Raw genomic sequence first — 23,384 nt, forward strand, 5'->3', positions numbered from 1 at the left:
TTCCTTGAGACGGTGAGCAGGTCAGCGCTGCAGGGTGAGGACACCCGGCCGCCAGGGCAGTTGATCGTAGGGGCCGCCCGCGGTGGGGGACTTGCCCTGGTAGAGGAACTGCAGGTTGCAGGGGTCGATGGTCATGGTCTGGTCGGGGTTGTTGCGGACCAAGTCACCGTGGCTGATGTCGTTGGTCCAGTTGGCACCGCTGTTGGCCTTGCCCGCGAAGGGGTTGCTTTCGCTGGCGGCCTGCGGGGTCCACGAACCGCTCAGGCTGGAGGCAGTGAACGAGCGGAAGTAGCGCCCATTCGCACCTATCGCCTCAACGATCATGAGGTACTGGTTCTGGTCCTTGACCTTGTAGACCTGCGGCGCCTCGAACAGGTTGTTCGTCGAGTCGCTCATGATCGTCGTGTACGACGAGCCGAAGTTGCCCGGGAAGTTCCCGATCGGCATGCTCGCACGGTAGATCTTGCCGTTGTCACCGGCGAAGAACAGGTACATGTTCTGGTCGTCGGCAATCAGGGTCTGGTCGATCGGGGCGGAGTTGGGGATGCTGCCGGTGAACAGCGCCTGCGGTGAGGACCAGCCGTTGGGGTTGGTGGGGTCGCTCGACGTGCGGTAGAAGAAGGGCCACGCACCCCACTGGGACGCCAGCACCCAGATGTTCTTGGGTGCGAAGTAGAACAGCGTGGGCGCCACCGTGCCCTGGTTCATCCCGGTCTGGCCGGCCGACCCCATGTCCGACCAGTTCGTGAAGGGACTGAACGCCATCGAGCCGTACCCCGATCCCGACACGTTCGACGCGTAGACCAGGTGCTTGCCGTTGTACACCACGTTGGAGAAGTCCTTCAGTGAGACCCACCCGTTTGCGGGCTGCGCCAGCACACCCGTGGACGACCACCGGTACGTCGATGGAAGAGCACACGAGCCGCCCGGCGTCCCAGACAGACCGGTCCACTTCTGGTTGCTGCCGCCGTTGCACGTCCAGATCTCCACCGCCGTGCCGTTGGCCGTACCGGCGCCCGTAGCGTCCAGGCACAGCCCGGACTCCACGCCGACGATCGTGCCGTCGGAGTTCACGCGCCACTGCTGGTTGGCACCGCCGCTACAGGTCCAGATCTGCACCCGGGTACCGGCCGCGGTGGCGTGGCCCGGAACATCCAGGCACTTGTTGCCGTACACGGTCAGCTGGTTGCTGTCCGTCGACGTCCACTGCTGGTTGGTCCCGCCCGAGCAGTCCCAGATCTGCAGGTACGTGCCGTCGGTCTGGCTGGCGTTCGGCACATCAAGACACCGGCCGGAACCAACACCGCGCACGGCGCCGCTGGTGGCCGCCTGAACCGGGTTGGCGGCGAGCATCGCCGCCAACGCGACCAGGACCGTAACCGCGGCGGCGAGCACCACAGACAGATGCCTGCGGCTGAAACTTCGTCTGCGCATGGGGACCTCGTCATCCTGTAGTAAGCGGTTCCGGTTGGCCCCGTCAGAGGCTGTCCGGACTGTCGATGTGTGGTGCGGTTCGTAGCGGTCCGTGGGCACCGGGCTGACCCCTACGACCTCCCGGTCTGATCGTCGCGAGCCCGTTCCGGGCCCCTCGGCGGTTGACGTCGATGTCGGCGAAGTCCTGCGCACGATGGGAGACATGCGTTGATGAGGCCATGACATATGCATCGTGCGACCTGCCCCTTTCAACTCGGCCGTTGCGGTGGGCGTGACCCGGAGGTGCCCTGCTGTGCGAGTGGAGCGGCTCTGGTGCGTTCGTGATACCGAACGAAGGTCGAAGTGCCGAGCAACCTGGATCATAGGGAACCGATGAACGGCGTCAATACCTCTCGCATGATTCGCGAGCAATGCCGAAACATTCGCAGGGCACTATGAATGAAACGCCGCAGGCCAAGCCGATCGAATGGCCGGGCTGTGCGGATGGACAGCCCTTCGGCTCCGGCGGGGCCGGTTTCGCGGACGGTGTTCACATGGCCGGTCGACTCTCTACGCGACGCCGCGGTGCGCATCCGGCCGGATTGGCGGTGAGAGGCTCCGCCACCTTCCAGGCGCGCCGCTGACCGAGCCGTACGCCATCACGCCTCGGCGGCCCCGATGAATTCGCGCACGGCGCTGCGCGGGTCCCCCGAGCGGACCAGTGCCTCGCCGACCAGAACCACGTCGGCTCCCCAACCGCGATACACCGCAACGTCCTTCGGGCCCGTCACTCCTGATTCCGCGACCCTGACCGTGCCTTTGGGGATGCCCGTCACGAGGTCCGCGAACACGGTGCGATCCACGTCCAGCGTTGTCAGGTTCCGCGCGTTGATGCCGAGGAGCTCAGCTCCCGCAGCGACAGCGCGCCGGACTTCGTCCGCCGTGTGCGCCTCCACGAGCGGCGTGAGACCCACCTCCTTGCACAACCCCATCAAGTCCGCGAGCAGACCGTCGTCCAGCGACACGACCATGAGAAGCGCAAGATCGGCGCCGTGCGCGCGGGCCTCCCACAGCTGATAGGGGTCGACGATGAAATCCTTGCGCAGGACGGGCACATCGACCCGGGCACGTACGGCGTCCAGATCGGCGAGAGCGCCGCCGAAACGCCTGCGCTCGGTCAGCACGCTGATCGCAGCGGCACCGTCGGCCGCATACTGGGCCGCGAGAGACGCGGGATCGGGGATGTGCGCCAGCGCCCCCTTGCTGGGGCTCTTTCGCTTCACTTCGGCGATGATCGACACCCCGGGCACACGGAAAGCGGGCAGGGGGTCAAGCGCGGGTGCCGCGTCCAACGCCCGGGAGCGCAGCTCCGCCAACGGCGTCGCAAGCTTGCGTTGTTCCAGGTCTTCGCGAACCCCCGCGAGGATCCCATCCAGAACGGTCATTGCCCTCTCCCTGTCGAATCGATCACGGCGAGAGTATCGGCCTGCCTCAGAGCGCGGGAATTGAACTTCTCGTGTACCAGCAACCAGACATGGGATGTTACTGGGTCACTGCCGGAGAGGGAGGGAGCGGCGAACAGGCCGTCGGAGCAGCGGCGACGGGACGAAACGCCGCAGAGTTCACCCCTGTGCCGCCGATCCCTAAATTCTGGCATCCATGGGATGTCCAGCCAGGGATGTGCGTGATATCTGTACGAGTCGGCCGTCGACGCCAACGGGACGGTACGACGGCCGAGTTGCTGACTCGTATGGCGATTCAGCCCCGTTTCAACCCCGTTGATTCGGCACTCACTCGTCATGAGAGGACGCCTGAATGAGAAAGTCCTGGACTTCATCGCCCCTCACTCTTGCCACTGGCGCGCTCGGGGTGACGGCGGCAGGTGTGACCCCTGCCTCTGTCGCCTCCAACACGCCTTTGCGGGTCATGCCGTTGGGCGACTCGATCACCTGGGGTGAGGGAAGCAGTACGGGCAACGGCTATCGGGATCCGTTGTGGGACAAGCTTGCGGCGGACGGCCATCCGCTGGACTTCGTCGGCACGTTGCGGGGCGGTTCGATGTCCGACCCCGACAACGAAGGCCACTCCGGATACCGCATCGACCAGATCGCCACGCTCGCCGACGCCTCGCTGACCCGCTACCGGCCCAACGTCGTGACGCTGGAGATCGGCACCAACGACCTCAATGGGAACTACCAGCCCGCCACCGCCACCGCCCGGCTGAAGTCGCTGGTCAACCAGATCACCGCCGCCGTCCCCGACGCAACCGTCCTCGTGGCTTCCCTGGTCGTATCCACCAGCGACACGGTGGAGCAGTACCGTGCCTCGTACAACCAGGCCGTCCCCCACATCGTGAGCGAGGCACAGGCCACGGGCAAGCACGTCGCGTACGTGGACATGAGCAGCCTGACCACCGCCGACCTGGCCGACACCCTGCATCCCAACGACTCGGGCTACCAGAAGATGGCGGACGCCTTCCACCATGGCATCCAGGCCGCGGACAGCGCCGGGTGGCTGAGGAGCCCCGCCCCCGCCGCCGCACGATGACCCCCACACCCGGGACCTGAGCCCTCTCCGGGCTCCGGTCCCGGGAGAACATCGGTGGCGGGCACCGCCGGACGCGGCGCCGGCCGGACCGTACGGATGCGGCATCGCGAACCGCTCGTCGCGCATGAGCCGTTCGAGCAGGCCGGCCACGCTCCGCGCCCACCCCTCGGAATCGAATGCGAAATCGACTCTGAAGCGGGGTTGTCGAAGCGCTTCGACGATGGCATTCTCCCTGGTGGGCTGTCAGTGGACCAGGACAAGACAGCGTCTCGCGATGGAGGCTCTTGTTTCGCACGAAACATGTCCGTTAACTTTCACCTGGAGGTGAAGCGCTTCGACAACGCCGCCCCACCCTCACGGCCGTCCCCCACCCCGCCCCCTCCCCGCGAGGCGAGCGGCCCGAGAACGAACAAGTACTGCTGTCACCGGCCCTGACGACCCGACAGAGCACGACTCGATTCTCCGTACCCGAGGAACCGTCATGACGACTCGCAGCATCACCGACCGCCTGGGCGGCCTGGCCTTCGGCGGGGACTACAACCCCGAGCAGTGGGACGAGCCGGTCTGGAAGGAGGACGACGAGCTGATGCGTACGGCCAGGGTCAACCTGGCCACGGTGGGTGTCTTCTCGTGGGCCCTGCTCGAACCGGAGGAGGGACGCTACGACTTCGCCTGGCTCGACGCCCACATCGAACGCCTGCACGCGAACGGTGTGGCCGTCGACCTGGCCACCCCCACCGCCTCCCCGCCGCCCTGGTTCACCCTGGCTCACCCGGACGCACTGATGGTCGGGCCCGACGACACCCGACTCGTCCACGGCAGCCGGGACACGTACTGCCTCACCGCACCCGCCTACCGGAGCGCGGCCCGTCGGATCGCCGGGGCGCTTGCCGAACGCTACGGAGACCATCCCGCCCTCGCGCTGTGGCACGTGCACAACGAGTACGCCACCCTCTGCTACTGCGACCACACGGCTGCCGCCTTCCGGGTGTGGCTGCGCGCCCGCCACGGCTCGCTCGACGCCCTCAACGAGGCCTGGGGAACAGCCTTCTGGAGCCAGCGCCACACCTCCTGGGAACAGGTACTGCCGCCGCGTGCGACGAACTGGCACAAGAACCCCGGCCAGCATCTAGACTTCCACCGCTTCTGGGCCGACGAGGTCATCGCCGCCTACCGCGAGCAGCGCGACGCGATCCGCGCGCACAGCGACCGGCCGGTGACGACCAACCTGATGCTGCCCTCGTACCAGAACCTCGATTTGTGGGGCCTCGCCCGGGAACTCGACGTGGTCACCTCCGACCAGTACCCCTCCTCGCCCGGTCTGGGCGCCGCCGCCGACCTCGCCTTCCACGCGGATCGCGCCCGATCGCTGGGCGACGGCCGTCCCTGGCTGCTGATGGAGCAGGGCACCAACACCGTCTACGACGGCGACCGGGTCCTCGCCAAGGACCCCGGTGACATCCTGCGCCACACCTTGGGTCACATCGCGCGCGGCTCGGAAGGCGCCCTCTTCTTCCAGTGGCGGCAGTCCCGGGCCGGCGCCGAGACCTGGCACTCGGCGATGGTGCCGCACGCCGGGCCCGACAGCCGGATCTTCCGTGAGGTCACGCAGACCGGGGAGGCCGTCGCCCGGCTCGCCGAGCTGGCGGGCTCGACGGTCTCCGCGCAGATGGCCGTCCTGCACGACCCGGACGCCTGGTGGGCACTCGGCGTGGACGGCCTGCCCTCCACAGAGCTCGACTACCACGCGGCACTCGGCCGGGCGCACCGCGCACTGTGGGACGCCGGCGTCGCGGTCGACTTCGCCCACCCCGAACACGAGTTGAGCCGCTACCCGCTCGTCGTCGCACCGGCCCTGTTCCTCCTCTCCGCCGGGGCGGCCGAGAAGCTGCGCCGATACGTCGCCGACGGCGGGACACTCCTCGTCCAGCACGCGAGCGGCTACGCCGACGAGCGCCTCCACGCCCACCTCGGCGGCTACCCGGCCGCTCCCCTGCGCGAGGCGCTGGGCATCCGCGTCGAGGAGTACCGGCCACTGCGGCGCAGCGAGCGGATCACCCTGTCGGACGGCACACAGGGCACCGCCTGGAGCGAGTCCCTGCGCACTGAGGGCGCCGAGACGCTCGCCACCTACACCCACGGGATGCTCACCGGCAGCCCGGCGCTGACCCGTCACTGTTTCGGCACCGGGCAGGGCTGGTACCTCTCGACCCACCTCGACGACGCCGACTACGGCGCCCTGGTCGCCCGGCTGCTCGACGAGGCCGGAGTGGGCCCCGAGTTGCCGGGCCTGCCTCCGCAGGTCGAGGCCGTCACCCGGCACGCCCCGGACGGCCGCCACTGGCGCTTCCTGATCAATCACAGCGCCGAACCCGTGTCGCTGCCCGAGCCCGCCCACGACCTGCTCACCGGCGGCACGGTGTCCGAACTGCCGCCCGGCGGTTGCGCGGTACTGCGCGGGCACTGACCTCGAAAGGGCCGACATGACCAAGGAACAGCCGACATGACCAAGGAACAACAGGCCTTCCACTGGGGGCACGAGGCCCTTCACCTGGAGATCGTCCTCGATGACCACGGCAGCCCGCGCCTCACGCACCTCGGACTGCCCGGCGAGGCGCAGAGCATCCCCGGTGCGTCCCTGCCTCTGGTGGAGGTGACGGCCGCGGGTCACGGCCGCGGCTGGTCGGGCAACCTCCTCGTGGGCACCGATCTCAGCGGACGGCTGCGCCACCGGACCCACCACGCGACCCGCGACGGCGACTGGCACACGCTGACCGTGCACCTCCACGATCCGGAAACCGGGCTGGTCGCGGAGGTGACCTACCGGTCACCGAACGGCATCCCCGTGCTCCGCAGCGAGGTGACCCTACGGAACGTTGGGCAGACCACGCTGCACCTGGAGTCGGTCAGCTCGCTCGCGGTGGGCTGTCTCACCCCGCAGGACCCAGCGGCCATCGATGCCGCGGACCTGTTGTGGGCGGAGAACGACTGGCTCGCCGAATGCCGTTGGCAGCGACAGCCGATGCGCCTGACCACACCAGCCCACAGCGGACGCGTGAGCTACCCGAACCGCAGAGCCGGCTTCGCCCTCAACGGACAGGGCACCTGGTCCAGTTGCGGACGCCTCCCCATGGGCGGCCTGACTGACCGGCGTACCGGCCGCACCTGGGTGTGGCAGATCGAGCACAACGGCGGGGGCTGGCGTTGGGAGTGCGGCGAGCGGGACAAGGCGGCCTACGCGGCGCTGTTCGGACCCACCGACACCCACCACAGCTGGCGGCACCCCCTTGAACCCGGCGCCGTCTTCCGCACCGTACCCGCCGCCCTGTCCTTCAGCGACGACGGCGGCCGGGACGAGGCGTTCGCCGCGCTGACCCGCTACCGCCGCGCCCAGCGCCGCCCGCATGCCGACCACCAGCGCCTGCCCGTCATCTTCAACGACTACATGAACTGCCTGATGGGCGACCCCACGACCGAGAAGCTGCTGCCGCACATCGACGCGGCGGCCGACGCGGGCGCGGAGTACTTCGTGATCGACGCCGGCTGGTACGACGGCGACGACGGCGGCTGGTGGGACAGCGTCGGCGCCTGGGAGCCCGCCGCCTCCCGCTTCCCCGGGACGCGCGGAATCCACGAGGTGCTGGACCGCATCCGGGAGCGCGGCATGGTGCCCGGCCTGTGGCTGGAGCCGGAGGTGATCGGCGTACGCAGCCCCATGGCCAAGTCCCTGCCCGACGAGGCGTTCTTCCGCCGCGACGGCATCCGCGTCACGGAGGCCGGCCGGCACCACCTGGACCTGCGCCACCCGGCCGCCCGTGCCCACCTGGACGAGGTCGTGGACCGCCTGGTCGGCGAGTGGGGCGTCGGCTACCTCAAGCTCGACCACAACATCGACCCCGGCTCCGGCACCAGCGCCCACCCCGGCGAGACCCCGGGCGCCGGACTGCTCGGCCACAACCGCGCCCACCTCGACTGGCTCGACTGCGTCCTGGACCGCTACCCGCACCTGGTGCTGGAGAACTGCTCCTCCGGCGGCATGCGCTGGGACCACGCCCTGCTGTCCCGGATGCAACTGCAGTCCACGAGCGATCAGGAGAACCTCCATCTCTACGCGCCCATCGCGGCTTCCGCGCCCACCGCCGTCACCCCCGAACAGGGTGCCGTCTGGGCGTACCCCCAGCCCCAGGACTCCCTCGACGAGGTGGCCTTCACCATGGCCAACGCGCTCCTCGGCCGAATCCATCTCTCCGGCCGCATTCCCGAACTCGAGCCGGAGGCCCGCGCCCTGGTCCACGAGGCGATAGCCGCGTACAAGGCCATCCGCGCCGACCTGCCGGGGGCCGTGCCGTCCTGGCCCCTGGGCCTTCCCGCCTGGGACGACCCCTGGATCGCCCTGGGCCTGCGCACCCCGGCCACCACCTACCTCACCGTCTGGCGCCGACCCGGAACCGACATCACGGCGACGCTGCACCTGCCCCACCTGCGGGACACCGCCGCCCGTGTCGATCTGCTCTACCCCTCGGTCAGTCGGGCCGTTTCCGCCTGGACGCCCGACACGGCCGAGCTGAGCCTGACCCTGCCCACCGCGCCGTCCGCCGTCCTGCTCCGCATCACCGCCACGGACCCCGGAGCTCCCTGAACCACCCCACGCCCGCATCACGAATCGACGAGAGGACCCATCGAGTGCCCCCTCTGCAGCAGCCGGACGGACGATTGACCAACCCCGTGATCCCCGGCTTCCACCCCGACCCCAGCGTCTGCCGCGTCGGCGACGACTACTACCTGGCCTGCTCCAGCTTCGAGTACTTCCCTGGGGTACCCCTCTTCCACAGCCGTGACCTGGTGCACTGGACGCAGATCGGCAACGCCCTGGACCGGCCGGAGCAGCTGCGTCTGTCGGACGCGTGGTCCTCCGGCGGGATCTACGCCCCCACCCTGCGCCACCACGACGGCCGCTTCTGGTTGATCGTCACCAACTGCACCGAGGGCGGCGGCAACCTGATCGTCACGGCCACCGACCCCGCCGGACCGTGGTCGGACCCCATCTGGGCGCCGGGTGTCCCCGGCATCGATCCCGACCTGGTCTGGGACGAGGACGGCACCTGCTGGTGCACGGTCGCCGGGGTCTCGCAGGTCCGCATCGACCCGTCCACCGGGCAGACGTACGGAACACCGCACAGGCTCTGGTCCGGCGGGTCCGGCGCCAAGGCCCCGGAGGCGCCGCACCTGTACCGGATCGGCGACTACTGGTACCTGCTCATCGCCGAGGGCGGCACCGAGCACGGCCACGCCGTGTCGATCGCCCGCGGCCGTACGCCCGCCGGCCCGTTCGAGCCGTGCCAGGCCAACCCGATCCTCACTCACCGCGGCACCGACCACCCCGTCCAGAACACCGGGCACGCCGACCTGGTCCAAGGCCCCGACGGCTCCTGGTGGATGGTGTTCCTCGGCGTCCGACCGCGCGGCGGCACACCGGGCTGGCATGTGCTCGGACGGGAGACCTTCCTGGCCCCCGTGACCTGGGTGGACAACTGGCCGGTCGTCGGCGAGGTCGCCTTGGACCTGCCCGAGCTCCCGTGGCCGCTCTCCCCCAGCCCTGTCGAGGAGCACCGGGACGACTTCGAGCTCGCCGAACTGCGACCGTCCTGGATCTCCCTGCGCGACCGGCCCGCCGAACTCTGCACCACCAAGGAGCGCCCAGGATGGCTGACGCTCCGCGCGCGGGGCGACTCCCTGGACGAGCCCGACGTGGTGTTCACCGGCCGGCGTCAGCAGCATCTGTCGTGTCGGGCGCGCACTCTGGTCGACGCCGCGGAGGGAGGCGGTGGCCTCGCCGTGCGGCTCGACGAGCGGCACCACTACGCGATCGAGGTCGACGGCACGGAGGTGCGGGTCGTCGCGCGCGTCGGCTCCCTGCGCACGGTCGTGGCCGAACAACCCCTGCCCGCCGGGCCGGTGGTCCTCGCCGTCACGATCACGGAACCGCCCTCTCCGGACGGGCCGTGCACGGGACCCGACGTCGTCTCCCTCGGCGTCGAGCAGCCCGACGGCACGTTCACCGAGCTCGCGACCCTCGACGGCCGCTACTTGTCGACCGAGGTCGCCGGCGGCTTCACCGGTCGGGTCATCGGCATGTACGCCGCGGCAGGCACCGTCCACTTCGACTGGTTCGACTACGAGCCCCTCGACGGCTGAACCAGGCCCCTGCCTCTGCACCCCTCTGCCTCCCACTACTCAGCATGAGCCGACGGTGGCGCCTGATCGCTGCCCGGCCACGGACCGGATCACCCGCACCACTGACCGAAAGGCATGACACATGAAGGACATACGGAGACCCGAACACCACCGCAGCCGCGACCCCGGACGCCTGGCCGGCCTGCTGATGACGCTGCTCGTCGTCCTGGGACTGTCCGGCAGCACCGCGCTCGCCGCGACCGGCGGCACGGCACAGCAGGCAAGCGCCACGGTCAAGGTTCCGGCCGGTGCCAAGGACGCCGTCGCCGCGATGCAGCCCAGTTGGAACCTGGGCAACACCCTGGACGCGATTCCGGACGAGACGTCCTGGGGCAACCCCAAGGCCACCAGGGAGCTGTTCAAGACCATCGGGGCGCAGGACTTCCACAGCGTCCGCATCCCGGTGACCTGGAGCGCACATCAGTCCACCACCGCGCCCTACACCGTCGACGCCGCGTACCTGAGCCGTGTCAAGGAGGTGGTCGACTGGGCACAGGCCGAGAACCTCTACGTCGTGCTCAACGTCCACCACGACTCATGGCAGTGGGTCTCGAAGATCTCCACCGACCACGACAACGTGCTCGCCCGCTACGACGCCCTGTGGACCCAGATCTCCGCGACGTTCCGCGACGAGCCGCGCACCCTGCTCTTCGAGAGCATCAACGAACCGGGCTTCGACAACGCCACGGCGGCGCAGAAGACCCAGTTCATGAACGAGCTGAACACCTCGTCCCACGAGATCGTCCGCTCTTCGGGCGGCGCGAACAAGGGCAGACTGCTCGTCCTGACCACACAGGGCGGCACCCCCTCACAGGACCTCATCGACGACCTGTACACGACGATCAGCGCGCTGCACGACAGCAACCTGGTCGCCACCGTGCACTACTACAGCTATTACCCGTTCAGCGTGAACGTCGCGGGTGGCACCCGGTACGACGCCGCCGCCCAGAACGACCTGACCGACGCCTTCGCCCGCATGCACGACACCTTCGTCGACAGGGGCATCCCCGTCTACCTCGGCGAGTACGGCCTGTTGGCCTGGCCCGACCACAACCATCCCGACCGCGTCGAGCGGGGTGAGGCGCTGAAGTACTTCGAGCACCTCGGATACACGGCGCGCCAGGCCGGCGTCACCACCGCCCTGTGGGACCCCGGAACCTTCGCCTACCTGAACCGGGACACCCTGAAGTGGCAGGACCCCGCCCTGTTCACCTGGATCAAGTCGAGCTGGACCACCCGCTCGGGAACCGCCTCCTTCGACAAGGTCTTCGTGGCGAAGCCGAGCCGGATCACGGCCCAGTCGCTCACATTGAACCTGAACGGCACCAAGTTCCAGAGTCTGTGGAACGGCGACACCAAGCTTGTCGCGGGCAAGGACTACACCGTCTTCAAGGATCGGCTCACCCTCACGGCGCAGGCGCTGACCCGGCTGACCGACGAGCGGGACTACGGGGTCAACGCGACGCTCCAGGCCCGGTTCTCCCGCGGCCTGCCCTGGAAGATCGACGTGGTCACCTACGACACCCCGGTGCTGTCGAACGCCACGGGCACACCCGATTCGTTCACCCTTCCCACGAAGTACCAGGGCGACCTGCTGGCGACCATGGAGGCCACGTACGCCGACGGCAGCAACGCCGGCCAGACCAGCTGGACTCGGTACCAGGAGTTCAACCAGGCCTTCTCGCCGGACTACCCGAACGGCACGATCATCCTGACTCCCGAATTCCTGAAGGCACTGCGTGACGGTGAACCGGCGACGCTGACCTTCCACTTCCACAGCGGCGCCAAGGTGAAGTACAAGGTCACGAAGTCCGGAGACTCCGTCATCGGTACGGCTGTCAAGGAATCCTGACCGACCGGCCCTCGCCCTGGTTGCCCACCTCCCGGGCGACCAGGGCTCTGACGTCTCTGCGGCGCCGCGGCATATCCCCGCTCGCGCGTGGGCCACTTCCTGTGAGAAATCGTTGGCAACCTTTGCACTTCCGGTGGTCACTCAGTAGTGCACCATCGGCTCGATCTTGCGAACGGACAGGAAATGAACACATCGAGGCAGGCTGCGCGGCAGCGCAGACAAAGACGCAGGCTCATGCTGGCCGGCACATCGGCGCTGATCGCCGCAGGCGTTGTCGCCTACCTGGTCATGGCGTTGCTCCCCGACCGCAGCGTCGACGCAGGGCCTGCCGCAGCCACGCCCCTCGCCACCACCCAGGTGAAAGCCACCGCCGCCGGCGGCGAGAGGGCCACCCCGGCCGCGACGGCGAGCCCTACCGGCTCGCCCAGCCCGACAGGCTCCCCCACTCCGAAGGGTGCCGCGACCACCACGTCGCCGCGACCGTCACCCACTGACACCCCGGAGCCCAAGCGAAAGCCCGCTACCACAACTGCGCAGGCAGGACGGCTTCAGCCGCACACCACCTACCGGGGCGTCGCCACCGCCTACGAGGCCGCGGACGGAAACGGCGCCTGCCTGTTCGGCCCCAGCCCCGACCTCATGATCGCGGCCATGAACACCACCGACTACGAGACGTCCAGGGCGTGCGGCGCGTACGTGCTCGTGCGCGCGGCCAACGGCAGATCCATCACGGTACGCATCACCAACGAATGCCCCCTGCCCTGCGCACCCGGGCAACTCGACCTCAGCCAACAGGCATTCGCCAAACTGGCCGACCTCAAGGTCGGCCGGATCCCCATCACCTGGAGCCTGGTGAGCCCCAGCATCTCCAACAAGATCTCCATCCGGTACAAGACCGGCTCCAGCCGCTACTGGTGCGGCATCCAGGCGATCGGCCACCGCAACCCAGTCGCCAGGCTGGAGGTCCGCACCTCAGGCGGCTGGCGGCGACTGCCCCGCACCTCCTACAACTACTTCATCGCCGCGGACGGCAGCGGGTGCGGCAGCGCGATCAGACTCACCGACGTCTACGGCGAACGGTTGACCATCAACGGAATCGCGGTGCGGCCGAACGTCGTGCAACCCACCCAGGTCCAGTTCGCCCGGCACTGACCCCACCGTCCGCCCAAGGCCTACGTCGAAGCCACTTCGCGGACTGCAACGCACTGAGGGCCGAGGTCGACCGCGCCTGAGAAAGGACGCGGACCGACCTCGGCCCCGGTGTCGCTGATGTCGGGTCAGCCACCGCTGACGGTCAGGTTGTTGGTGTTGAAGTTGAGTCCGCCGGACGACGAGGTGATCTCATAGCCCAGGTGGACAGCCGGTGCGACCAGTACACCAGCCCCCACTCGCGGTTGAGGGTCTCCACATCGCCGTATCGCTGCCGCAGGTCGTCCACGAACCGCTGGAAGACGCCGTGGTTGTGCGGCAGTCGCGGGCCGGGCTCGTTGTCGACCTGGAAGCCGATGACCGCGGGGTGGGCGGCGTAACGGGCCGCGATCGCGCGGATCACCCGCTCCGCGTGGAAACGGAAGGCCGGGTGCGTGAAGTCGACCTCCTGCCGGGCACCCCATGCGGCGCGGCGCCCGGCGGCGATCTCCGGGTACTGCCGGGCCAGCCACGGCGGCACCGCGTAGGTGGGAGTGCCGAGTACGACGGAGATGCCGCGCTCATGGGCTCCGTCCAGGACCGGTTGCAGCCAGCCGAGTTCGAACCGGCCGTTCTCCGATTCCCAGGTGGACCAGACCGACTCGCCGACGCGGATGACGGTGAACTTGGCCTCCGCCATGAGATCGAGGTCGGTCTTGAGCCGTTCGTACGGCTGGTACTCGTGGTAGTAGGCGGCGCCGAACAGGACGCGCGCGGGCAGATCAGTCATGTGAAGCCCTCAAGGAGACGGATGGTTCCCGGCCGCCGGAATCCGGTCGTGGATCCCGGCGGCCGGGACGGGGAGGTGGTGGGTGTCCGGGGGTCGAACCGGTCACGGACGTACCGGACTTGGTCACGTGGCGGGTGAGGGCGGCGCCGCCCCCTAGACGGATCGTCGAAGCGCTTCACTCGATCACGCAAGTTAATGAGGAATTTCTGGCGAAGCAAGAGGCCACAGACAATGGAACCCTCTTCCTCCCTTGGGCATTGACATAACATCTTGAGCGGTGACAGCGTCGAAGCGCTTCACCAACTGATGTCTCTCCCGCTCGTTGAGGTGTCCCACCCGTGGGTTCTTTATGGCGTCACCAACCCGCCCGCCCGACCTGTCCGCCCACCCGACTGGCCCGGCCGCACCGGCGCGGCCCGGCGCTGGAGCTCTGAACACCCTGTCCGACACACCCGGGCCCACCGTGCGCCCGTTCCCCGAACTACCCGCCGGGTTCCGCTTCGGAGCCGCGACCGCCGCCTACCAGATCGAGGGCGCCCACGATGAGGACGGCCGCGGCCCGTCCATCTGGGACACCTTCAGCCACACCCCTGGACGCACCCTCGGCTGCGCCACTGGTGACACCGCCTGCGACCACTACCACCGCTCCAGTGAGGACATCGGCCTGCTGCGCGGGCTCGGCGTCGACGGCTACCGGTTCTCGATCGCCTGGCCCCGCCTGCTGCCCCAGGGCACCGGGCCGGTCAACGCCAAGGGCCTGGACTTCTATGACCGGCTGATCGACGATCTGCTGGCCGCCGGTGTCGCACCCGCCGTCACGCTCTACCACTGGGACCTGCCCCAAGCCCTGGAGGACCGCGGTGGCTGGCGCGTCAGGGAGACCGCCGAGGCGTTCGCGCAGTACGCGGCCCTCGCGGCCGAGCGCTACGGGGACCGGGTCGAGCGCTGGATCACCCTCAACGAGCCGTACTGCTCCGCCTTCGTCGGCTACGCCGAGGGGCGGCACGCACCCGGCGCCGAAGAAGGCCGCGGCGCGCTGGCCGCCGCCCACCACCTGCTGGTCGCCCACGGCCTCGCGGTACGTGCGCTGCGCGCCGCGGGCGCCCGCGAGATCGGAGTCACCCTCAACCTCGACCGCATCCACGCCGCCTCCGACCTCCCCGAGGACCGGGCCGCCCTGCGCCGGGCCGAGGTCCTCCACAACGAGGTCTGGACCGAGCCGCTCCTCGCCGGACGCTACCCCGCGCACGAGGACCAGACCTGGGCCGGCCTCGCCGCCGGTCCCTGGCGGTTGCCCGGCGACCTGGAACTGATCGGCGCCCCGCTGGACTTCCTCGGCGTCAACTTCTACCGTCCCGTGACGGTCGCCGCCGCCCCCCACCGCTCGGCCAACCCCGAAATGCGCACCGCCGTGGACATCGGCGTCGCCGAGCTGGACCCGTACGGGACCCGGCACACCACCATGGGCTGGCCCGTCGTCCCGGAGTCGCTCACCGAGCTGCTGTGCGGACTCCACGCCCGCTACCCGCGGCTTCCGCCGGTCTGGATCACCGAGAACGGCTCCGCCGAGACCGACACCGTCGACCCCGACGGCCGGGTCCGTGACACCGAGCGGATCGACTACCTCACGGACCATCTCACCGCCGTTGCCGCCGCCGTCGCGGCCGGGGTGGACGTGCGCGGCTACTACGCCTGGTCGCTGCTGGACAACTTCGAGTGGGCGCGCGGCTATGACCAGCGCTTCGGCCTCGTCCACGTCGACTACGACACGCTGACCCGAACGCCCAAGGACAGCTACCACTGGTACCGGGACCTGATCACCGCGCACCGCGCGCGGACGGAGGAAACCGCCCCATGAAGTTCACCGACGGCTACTGGCTGATGCGTCCGGGCGTCACCGCGCGCTACGCCACCGAGGTCGCGGACGTCCGGGCCGACGAGCACCGGATGACCCTCTACGCGCCGGTGAAGCACGTGCACCGCCGCGGCGGGATACTCAACAGCCCGCTGTTGACGGTCGATTGCTGGTCGCCCGCCGAGGGCGTGATCGGGGTACGTACCACCCACCACGCAGGTTCGGTACGGCGGGCGCCGGAGTTCGCGCTGCCCGGCGCGCAACCGGATGCGGGAAAGGTGTGCCGGGACGGCGCGGTGGTCGAGCTCAGTGCGGGTGAGCTGTCGCTGCGGGTGGACACCTCCCAGCCGTGGCACCTGGAGTTCACCGCCGGCGGGCGGATGCTGACCTCCGTGGGCGAGCGCGGCACCGGCTTCGTCACCGACACCGCCGGCCGGCACTTCATGCTCGGGCAACTCTCCCTGGGCGTAGGAGAGTCGGTGTACGGGCTGGGTGAGCGGTTCACTCCGTTCGTCAAGAACGGGCAGACGGTGGACATCTGGCAGGCCGACGGCGGCACCAGCAGCGAACAGGCGTACAAGAACATCCCCTTCCACCTGACCAACCGCGGCTACGGCGTCTTCGTCAACCACCCCGGCAAGGTCAGCTACGAGGTCGGCTCCGAGTCGGTCGGGCAGGTCCAGTTCAGCGTCGAGGACCAGTCGCTGGAGTTCTTCGTCGTGTACGGCCCGACCCCGAAGCAGATCCTTCAGCGCTACACCGCGCTCACCGGCCGTCCCGCCCTTGCGCCGTCCTGGGCGCTCGGCCTGTGACTGACCACCTCCTTCACCACCGACTACGACGAGGCCACCGTCAACCGCTTCGTCGACGGCATGGCCGAGCGCGGCATCCCCCTGAGCGTCTTCCACTTCGACTGCTTCTGGATGCGCGGCTACCAGTGGTGCGACTTCGACTGCCCAGGCCAGGGTCCGCCGGAAGTGCGACGTCATCAGACGGAACATCCTGCCGTTGACTGCGGGGATGCCGTCGGCGCGTCCCTGCTTGTCGCAGTAGGCGTTCACCCAGGTGACGAAGAGGTTGAGATTTTCGTTGGTGGTGCTGTTGAGCATGGCGCTCGCGTCGCGGACACGGTGGCGGGTTCCGTAGCCGTGCGGGAGCCGGGTGAACAGGATGTCGGTGCCGGGCGGCTGGAGTGCTTCCATGACCGCGATGGCTCGTGCGACGGGTTCGCCGACGATCCAGGTCGCTGGCACTCCTCTTGGGTCGTCCTCGCCTTTGAAGGCGATCCCGTCGATCTTCCAGCGGTAGGGGCGTCCGTCGGGGTCCCGCTCGGTCCGCAGGCAGCCGCGCCGGAGTTCTTTTACCTCTGAGTCTCGCATCCCGCTCAAGTACGCGATCACGGCATAGGCAGCAGCCTGGAGATGCCGGGCGAGGACGGCCAGGCTGTTGGGCTGCTCGGGGTGGGTGACGATGTCGTCGATCCAGGGTCGGCCGTCGAGCGAACTGAGGATCGGAATGTCGAAGGCTGCGCTCTCGCTGACCCCGACCTTGGCCTCGGCCTGGTCGATGAGCACCTGGTAGGCGGGGTCATCCAGGGATCTTCGGCTGCATCCGATCTGCTGGGCGAGGACCTTGCGGTTGGGGGCTCCCCGCCAGCCCGGCAGCGGTCGGCCGCTGCTGACGTACTCCTCCAGATGATCGGAGATCGCCTGGGGCAGGTTACCGGTGGACCTGTGGAACTTCCGTTCCGGAAGCCGCTGGTAGACCCCGGCGAACCGGGTCTTCCTCCACTGCTGGTCGGCGGCAATGATGTCGGGGCCGAAGAGGTCGATGAACCGTAGGGCCCAGACGAACAGCGGGCCGAGGACCCCTTCTGGGATGCGGCTGGTGCGGTTCTCGCCTCGCCTTTGTCCGCGGGCATCGGGTTCGCCCCACCCGTCGATGTGAACCGGGTCGAAGGACAGCCGATCGCTGAGGTTGTGCCGCCAGCGCCAGAACAGCCGGACCTTCGCCCGGCACGTTTCGCGCTGTGTCGCCGAACCCGGGAACAGCCCGACAAGGTGCCGCTGGTAGGCAAGAAGGTCGGCACCGGTCAGTGTGCCCAGCTGCTGACACCGGGGTTCGCTCTGGGTGTCCAGCCAGGTCAGGAAGCGGAAGAGTTCGGTCGACGCGCAACGTACTCCCTCAACCTTGCAGCGCCTTTCTCCTTGCGGGAGGGGCCCGGACAGCATGGCGTAAGCCAGCTGCTTGGCGACCGGTCGGAACCGGACCGGGAAGCGGTCGAAGTTCAGGATCAGGTTGCGGCCGCTGCTCTTGTGGATCGCGGGCTGCAGTCGCCAGACGGCGTCGCCGAACAGCGATGTGTCCTCCAGGGCGACGCCGTCCCGCAGGGGCCGGTCATGGAGGACGAAGACGTCGTCGCCGGGAAGCGCGACGCTGCGGGCGAGGGCGATCACATCTGCTCCCAGGGTTCCTCGACCAGATCCAGTAGGACGTCGGTCGACTTGACCCGCTCTGCGTGCTCGCGTTCCGCGGGACTGAACTTCGCGAGGATGTCGTGGCGGACCGCGGCCCAGGCCGGCCCGTAGCGGCGCCACCACTCGTCCTCGCTCATCGTCAGGCGACGCTCGGCCAAGGCGTTCATGAGCCCCAGCAGCCGCGGCACGTGATCACGGGTGACCAGGCAGTTCCCGCAGTGGAAACAGGCCAGGAAGGATGCCTCGCAGGTCTTCCCGGTCGCCGGGTGGACGTGGTCGCCGCAGGCGGTCCAGGCGGTGTCGAGTTCGCCGTCGGCCGCGCGCCGGGCCGATTCAGCATCCAGGCCCGCCTCACGTTGCACCACTTCGGCGTCGGCCGGGCCGGTCACCACCCGCAAGGAGCCGCCCGCGGAGTTCAGCACCTGCTCGTGCGCGCGCAGGGCGGCCTGCTCGGCGTCGACGAGCGCCTCGCCGAGAACCTGGTGGGCCCACTCGACGATGACGGGGTCGCCACCCAGGTAGTTGCGGAAGAGGACCTGCATGGTGTTCGACTTCGCGGCCGACGGCAGATGTCCGCCCAGCCGGCGTGTGCGGCGGACCTCGGTGCTGGTCTTGATGCGGTTGAAGGTCACCTGCAGCGGCTTCGCCTCGCGGCCCTCGGAGGCATCGGCCAGCAGGGGCCGCCGGCGGTCCCCGGCCCATTTCGAGAGCTTCACCTCGCCCCAGAGCTTGACCGCAAAGGGCGGGTGGTGCTCGGCAACATCGTCGCCCCCGAGTTCGAGGATGTTGCGCCAGGCACAGAAGAGCCGGTCCGAGCCGCAGAACGCTCGGCTGCGGGCTGTCAGCTTGTGGATCAGCAGGTAGAGACCGCCGGGGGTATGCAGGGCTCGGTGCGGGGGACCAATCTCCCAGGTGACTGTCTCGAACCATCGCCGCGGGCCGCGACGCCGTTTGATGAGGGTGAGCTCGACAGCCCGGCCGTCCAGGATCTTGTGCTGTGCGGGCAGTTCCTTGATTGTCTCGCCGTTGCGTTCGGTGAGAGCACACAGCAAGACCATCAGCGGCGCGAGGTCTCGCAGGTGCAGAAACAAGTGCTGGGCCAGCTCGATCCGTCGCGTCAGGTGGTCGTGACGACCGTCGTCGCTCAGGCGCGGCACCCTTCCGCTGGCAGCCATGTCGGCCAGCAGGGCGGCCTTTTCATCGCCGGCGCCGTCGCCGTGCCGACGTACGAGTTCTTCACCGGCCGCGATCCGGTCGCGGATCTGGGCAACGTCGGCCCGAGCCGCGGACAGCAGCCGCTTGAACTCGCCGTCGGAGTAGCCGACCTGGCCGAAGCTGCGGGATCGTGGCTGGCGCCGGACCAGAGAGTCCCGGGCTCCGGGTGCCAGGAACGAGACGATTGCGTCCATGTCGAGCAGGAGCTTGATGTCCTGCACGTCCTTGAACGCTGTCTCCTCGCCCGCCTGGGCCGTGCGGAACCGTACGAACCCTTCGACGTGGGCGGCGGTGAGCCGGCCGGGATCGGCGGGCGGGGTGGGAAGTCCGTGCAAATAGATCAAGGTCGTCAGGATCGACCGGTGTCCGAGCCTGCGGCGGACTCAGTCCAGCGGGTCGCCGAAGATCCGGGTGTAGTGCCCGCGCTGCTGGGGGTTGAGTTCGGCGAGCTGAGCGATGTGGGCCCGCTGGAGCTGTTCGAGGGTGACCACCGCGAACGTGTGCCGCAGGAGGTGGGCGTGTGCTTCGACCAGCACGTCGGCCTTGCGGCAGCGGTCGTTGGCCGTGGAGAACATCGCCTGCCAGCCGGAGACCGACATCGGCAGCCCGTTCTCGTTCAGCCAGAGCATCGCAGGTTCCAGGCCGTCCTCGGTTTCCCGCAGAAGCCGCCGCCGCTCGACCGGCCGAAGGTCTTGCAGCCGCATCCGGTGGACACCGCCAGCGCTGAGCCGATGCACCACGTGCGGGCGGGACGGGTCGGCGATGACCAGGGGCCGGCGGATGCGCTGGTAGCGGCCCGCTGCCCGGGCCTGTTCGACCACCTCGGCCCGGTCCCACTCCACGTAGGCGATCACCTCCTGGACGGTGCTGTGCGGGACGTAGACCCACCGGGCGGAGAAATTCTTTGCGATCACCCCGGGCAGCCAGAACCGCTGGTATCCGCCCAGGGCAGTGCTGGTGGGGATTTCGAAGACGGTGACGCTGGCCTGCTCAGTCAGCCGCAGCCCCGTGCGGACCATGAGGTCGCTGAACGTCGCGTTGCGGGCCGCCCACCGGCCGCGGAACCGATTCGAGGGCAGTCCGTCCGGGCCGTAGCCGCGAAGCCCCACATCCCGCCAGAGCCGGTAGGTCGCCGGCGGCATCCACTCGATGCGCTCCCCGTTCTCGTCATGCGCGTAGGTCGCCGGAACCGTGGAGGGCCGGTGGGCCGGATGACCGACCCCATCGGCGCGGGGCGGGCGTCGCGATGTGGGATTGGGACCGCCACGACGTGTCCCTGCCGCACTGCCCACGCGTAGAACTGGTTGACCAGCGCCACTTCGTGATTCCAGGTGCTGCCCTCGACACAAGGTCCCGTCTCATCCCGGCGGCGCCACTGATGGAACGCGAGGTGATCCGCCTCAGTGGCAGCCCTCCACGATTTCCCACCGCGCGCGGTATGCAGGAACGTGAAGAACCGGGCCAGGGCTCTGGCCCGATTGGCGTTGCTGTTCCACGGAGCCGTCAGATTCGCCTGAAGGAAGTACGCGTTGAGCGCGACGTCGTACTCGAACCGCGGCGAGAACAGGAACGGCAGGCCGTCCGGCAGCCCTTCCTCATCCAGCCACGCCACCAGGTCACCGGGCACCACCTCCAGGAAGGAAGGCGTAGTCGTGGGCACGGGTAAGTCGCGGCTCACGATGTGCACCGTCCACCTGGGTCTGCTCAACACCCGCGGACCCTAACCGGTCAGGGGTCGACTACTCGCTCCTGCCGCAGTACGGGCGAGACGCTCAGCTCTGTCGATGCGCTGCGTCCCGCTGCGTGGGACTGGCGGCCGACGGCGCAGTCATGTCGAGCAGAAGCAGCGCATCGTGGTCGGGGCTACCCGGTTCGGCGGTGTAGACGCCGATGCGCTGGCCGGGGGTGCCTTCCACGTGCAGGGACTGCGACGTGAGCGTGAGCGTTCCGACCTGGGGGTGGCGGAAGGTCTTGTGAGCAGGTTTGCGTCCGGTCACTTCGTAGCGTTCCCACAGACGTGAGAAGTCGGGGCTTTTGAGGAGGAGCTCGCCGACCAGGTTGGTCAGGTCGGGGGCGTCGGGGGCGGTGCCGGCGACGGCGCGCAGCCGGGCGACGCAGGCGGTGATCTGCCGGTCCCAGTCGGGGAAGAGGTCGCGGGCCGCGGGGTGGAGGAATAGGTAGCGGGCGAGATTGCGGTGCTTGGCCGGCCAGTCGTCCAGGCCCGCGTACAGGGCGAGGCCGCCGGGATTCCAGGCCAGCATGTCCATGCTGCGGCTGATGACGTAGGCCGGGTTCGGCCGCAGCGACTCGAGCAGCAGCTTCAGGTGGGGGCGCACGGTGCGGCTCGGGGCCGGCGGCGGCTCGGGCGCGTAGCGGGCGGCACGCGCGGCGAGCTCACGCAGGTGCTGATGCTCCTGGTCATCCATGTGCAGGGCGCGGGCGAGGGAGTCGAGGACGGCGGGGCTGGGGCGGGTCTCCTTGCCGCGTTCCAGGCGTACGTAGTAGTCGATGCTGATCCCGGCGAGGGTGGCCAGCTCCTCACGGCGCAGGCCGGGGGTCCGGCGGACGCCGGCGCCGACGGTGAGACCGACGTGCTCGGGACTGGTCTGGGTGCGGCGGGCGCGCAGGAAGCGGCCCAGCTCAGCGCCCTCGCTGTGCGCGCTCTCGGATGCCATGACTCCAGTCTCACCCGCCGGGCACCCGCTACGCGGACGGGAGGGGGGCCCTGTCGTTACCCCCGAAGAGCCCGCCCTGCCACACCCAAGCAATCCGGGCGAAGGTGAATGAGGAAGACGCCGGCCCCTCGCGCCGCCCGGACTTCAACCGGCAGACCTGCCGGGCCGGGCGAGAGCGAGAGACCAGGCGACACCCATGATCGGAAGAGGGCGAGATGCGGTACATCAAGCTGCGTGACCTGGAGGTTTCCCGCATCGGTCTGGGCGCGATGGGCATGTCCCACGGCTATACCGGCTCGGGCACCGATGACGCGGAGTCGATCAGGACCGTGCACCGGGCGCTGGAGCTGGGCGTCACGCTCATCGACACCGCCGAGATCTACGGCCCCTACACCAACGAGGAGCTGCTCGGCCGGGCGCTGAAGAGCCGCCGGGACAAGGTGGTGCTGGCCACCAAGTTCGGCCTGGTCTCGCACGGCGGCGACGGCGCGTGGAACCTGGACTCCAGCCCGGCCAACATCCGCACCGCGGTCGAGGGCTCCCTCAAGCGCCTGGGCACAGACCACATCGACCTGTACTACCAGCACCGGGTGGACCCGAACACGCCCATCGAGGAGACCGCCGGAGCCGTGAAGGAGCTGATCGACGAGGGCAAGGTCCGCGCCTTCGGCCTCTCCGAGGCCGGCCCGGAAACGATCCGCCGCGCCCACGCCGTCCAGCCCGTCACCGCGGTGCAGTCCGAGTACTCCCTGTTCACCCGCGGCATCGAGGACCGTGTCCTGCCCGTCCTGCGGGAGCTGAACATCGGTCTCGTGCCCTTCTCCCCGCTAGGCCGCGGCTTCCTGACCGGCACCGTCCGCTCCACCGACCAGTTCGACGAGAACGACTTCCGCCGCGACAACCCGCGCTTCACCGGCGAGAACTTCCAGCACAACCTGGCGCTCGCCGACGAGGTCAAGGCCCTGGCCGACGAGGCCGGTGCCACGCCCGGTCAGGTGGCACTGGCCTGGCTGCTCGCCCAGGGCGACGACATCGCCCCCATCCCCGGCACCAAGCGCGTCAGCCGGGTCGAGGAGAACGCCGCCGCCGATGCCGTCACGCTGACCGCCGAGCAGCTCGACAAGCTCTCCAGCCTGCCGCCTGCCGCCGGCGACACCCACACTGCGGCCCAGGCGCAGATGCTCGAACGCTGACCCCG

At 69.1% G+C, this 23,384-nt stretch carries 13 protein-coding genes and 4 pseudogenes; 10 read left to right on the forward strand and 7 right to left on the reverse strand.

Annotated features, from left to right (window positions below):
* Nucleotides 1-21: 21 nt before the first annotated feature.
* Entirely contained in the window at nucleotides 22-1,434 is a 1,413-nt protein-coding gene (locus OG819_RS35290; RefSeq protein ID WP_266653200.1) for a non-reducing end alpha-L-arabinofuranosidase family hydrolase, read from the reverse strand.
* A gap of 638 nt (nucleotides 1,435-2,072) precedes the next feature.
* Nucleotides 2,073-2,858 (reverse strand): indole-3-glycerol phosphate synthase TrpC, encoded by a 786-nt coding sequence (gene trpC, locus OG819_RS35295; RefSeq protein ID WP_266653202.1) that lies wholly within the window; start codon nucleotides 2,856-2,858, stop codon nucleotides 2,073-2,075.
* Nucleotides 2,859-3,228: 370 nt separating this feature from the next.
* Here trpC and OG819_RS35300 point away from each other — a divergent pair.
* The 6 genes and pseudogenes from OG819_RS35300 to OG819_RS35325 all read left to right on the forward strand — a co-directional run.
* Nucleotides 3,229-3,957 (forward strand): annotated as a pseudogene (locus tag OG819_RS35300) (SGNH/GDSL hydrolase family protein); the annotation flags it as partial.
* A gap of 484 nt (nucleotides 3,958-4,441) precedes the next feature.
* Nucleotides 4,442-6,427, forward strand: a complete 1,986-nt coding sequence (locus tag OG819_RS35305) for a beta-galactosidase (protein WP_266653204.1) — start codon at nucleotides 4,442-4,444, stop codon at nucleotides 6,425-6,427.
* 36 nt (nucleotides 6,428-6,463) lie between these two features.
* On the forward strand, nucleotides 6,464-8,599 hold the full coding sequence (locus tag OG819_RS35310; RefSeq protein WP_266653206.1) for an alpha-galactosidase: 2,136 nt from the start codon (nucleotides 6,464-6,466) through the stop codon (nucleotides 8,597-8,599).
* Nucleotides 8,600-8,643: 44 nt separating this feature from the next.
* Nucleotides 8,644-10,155 carry a glycoside hydrolase family 43 protein gene (locus tag OG819_RS35315; RefSeq protein ID WP_266653208.1) on the forward strand — a complete coding sequence of 504 codons (1,512 nt, stop codon included), beginning with the start codon at nucleotides 8,644-8,646 and terminating at the stop codon, nucleotides 10,153-10,155.
* A gap of 121 nt (nucleotides 10,156-10,276) precedes the next feature.
* Nucleotides 10,277-12,046, forward strand: coding sequence for a cellulase family glycosylhydrolase (locus tag OG819_RS35320; RefSeq protein WP_266653210.1), 1,770 nt, complete (start codon nucleotides 10,277-10,279; stop codon nucleotides 12,044-12,046).
* Nucleotides 12,047-12,280: 234 nt separating this feature from the next.
* Nucleotides 12,281-13,198, forward strand: a complete 918-nt coding sequence (locus tag OG819_RS35325) for an expansin EXLX1 family cellulose-binding protein (RefSeq protein ID WP_266633869.1) — start codon at nucleotides 12,281-12,283, stop codon at nucleotides 13,196-13,198.
* Between the two features lie 193 nt (nucleotides 13,199-13,391).
* Here OG819_RS35325 and OG819_RS35330 read toward each other — a convergent pair.
* Nucleotides 13,392-13,964: pseudogene (locus OG819_RS35330) on the reverse strand (beta-galactosidase); the annotation flags it as partial.
* 463 nt (nucleotides 13,965-14,427) lie between these two features.
* On the opposite strand from OG819_RS35330, the gene OG819_RS35335 reads away from it, so the two are divergent.
* The 3 genes and pseudogenes from OG819_RS35335 (at nucleotide 14,428) to OG819_RS35345 (ending at nucleotide 17,660) form a co-directional block, all read left to right on the forward strand.
* Nucleotides 14,428-15,822, forward strand: a complete 1,395-nt coding sequence (locus tag OG819_RS35335) for a GH1 family beta-glucosidase (RefSeq protein WP_266655424.1) — start codon at nucleotides 14,428-14,430, stop codon at nucleotides 15,820-15,822.
* Nucleotides 15,819-16,772: pseudogene (locus tag OG819_RS35340) on the forward strand (TIM-barrel domain-containing protein); the annotation flags it as partial. The gene OG819_RS35335 and the pseudogene OG819_RS35340, both read left to right, overlap by 4 nt.
* A gap of 468 nt (nucleotides 16,773-17,240) precedes the next feature.
* Nucleotides 17,241-17,660 (forward strand): hypothetical protein, encoded by a 420-nt coding sequence (locus OG819_RS35345; RefSeq protein WP_266633868.1) that lies wholly within the window; start codon nucleotides 17,241-17,243, stop codon nucleotides 17,658-17,660.
* Nucleotides 17,661-18,271: 611 nt separating this feature from the next.
* On the opposite strand, the gene OG819_RS35350 is transcribed toward OG819_RS35345, so the two are convergent.
* The 4 genes and pseudogenes from OG819_RS35350 to OG819_RS35360 form a co-directional block, all read right to left on the reverse strand.
* Complete coding sequence (locus tag OG819_RS35350) at nucleotides 18,272-19,855, reverse strand: hypothetical protein (RefSeq protein WP_266653212.1); 1,584 nt, start codon at nucleotides 19,853-19,855, stop codon at nucleotides 18,272-18,274.
* A 39-nt stretch (nucleotides 19,856-19,894) separates the two neighbouring features.
* Nucleotides 19,895-20,653, reverse strand: a complete 759-nt coding sequence (locus tag OG819_RS35355) for a hypothetical protein (RefSeq protein WP_266653214.1) — start codon at nucleotides 20,651-20,653, stop codon at nucleotides 19,895-19,897.
* A gap of 143 nt (nucleotides 20,654-20,796) precedes the next feature.
* Nucleotides 20,797-21,222, reverse strand: a pseudogene (locus tag OG819_RS59180) (site-specific integrase); the annotation flags it as partial.
* 61 nt (nucleotides 21,223-21,283) lie between these two features.
* Entirely contained in the window at nucleotides 21,284-22,186 is a 903-nt protein-coding gene (locus OG819_RS35360) for a helix-turn-helix transcriptional regulator (RefSeq protein ID WP_266653216.1), read from the reverse strand.
* A gap of 215 nt (nucleotides 22,187-22,401) precedes the next feature.
* Between OG819_RS35360 and OG819_RS35365 the strand changes: the two genes are divergently transcribed.
* Nucleotides 22,402-23,379, forward strand: coding sequence for an aldo/keto reductase (locus OG819_RS35365; RefSeq protein ID WP_266633864.1), 978 nt, complete (start codon nucleotides 22,402-22,404; stop codon nucleotides 23,377-23,379).
* Nucleotides 23,380-23,384 lie beyond the last annotated feature (5 nt).

Origin of the sequence: Streptomyces sp. NBC_01549 (genome assembly GCF_026339955.1) — a bacterium.
Taxonomy (GTDB): domain Bacteria; phylum Actinomycetota; class Actinomycetes; order Streptomycetales; family Streptomycetaceae; genus Streptomyces.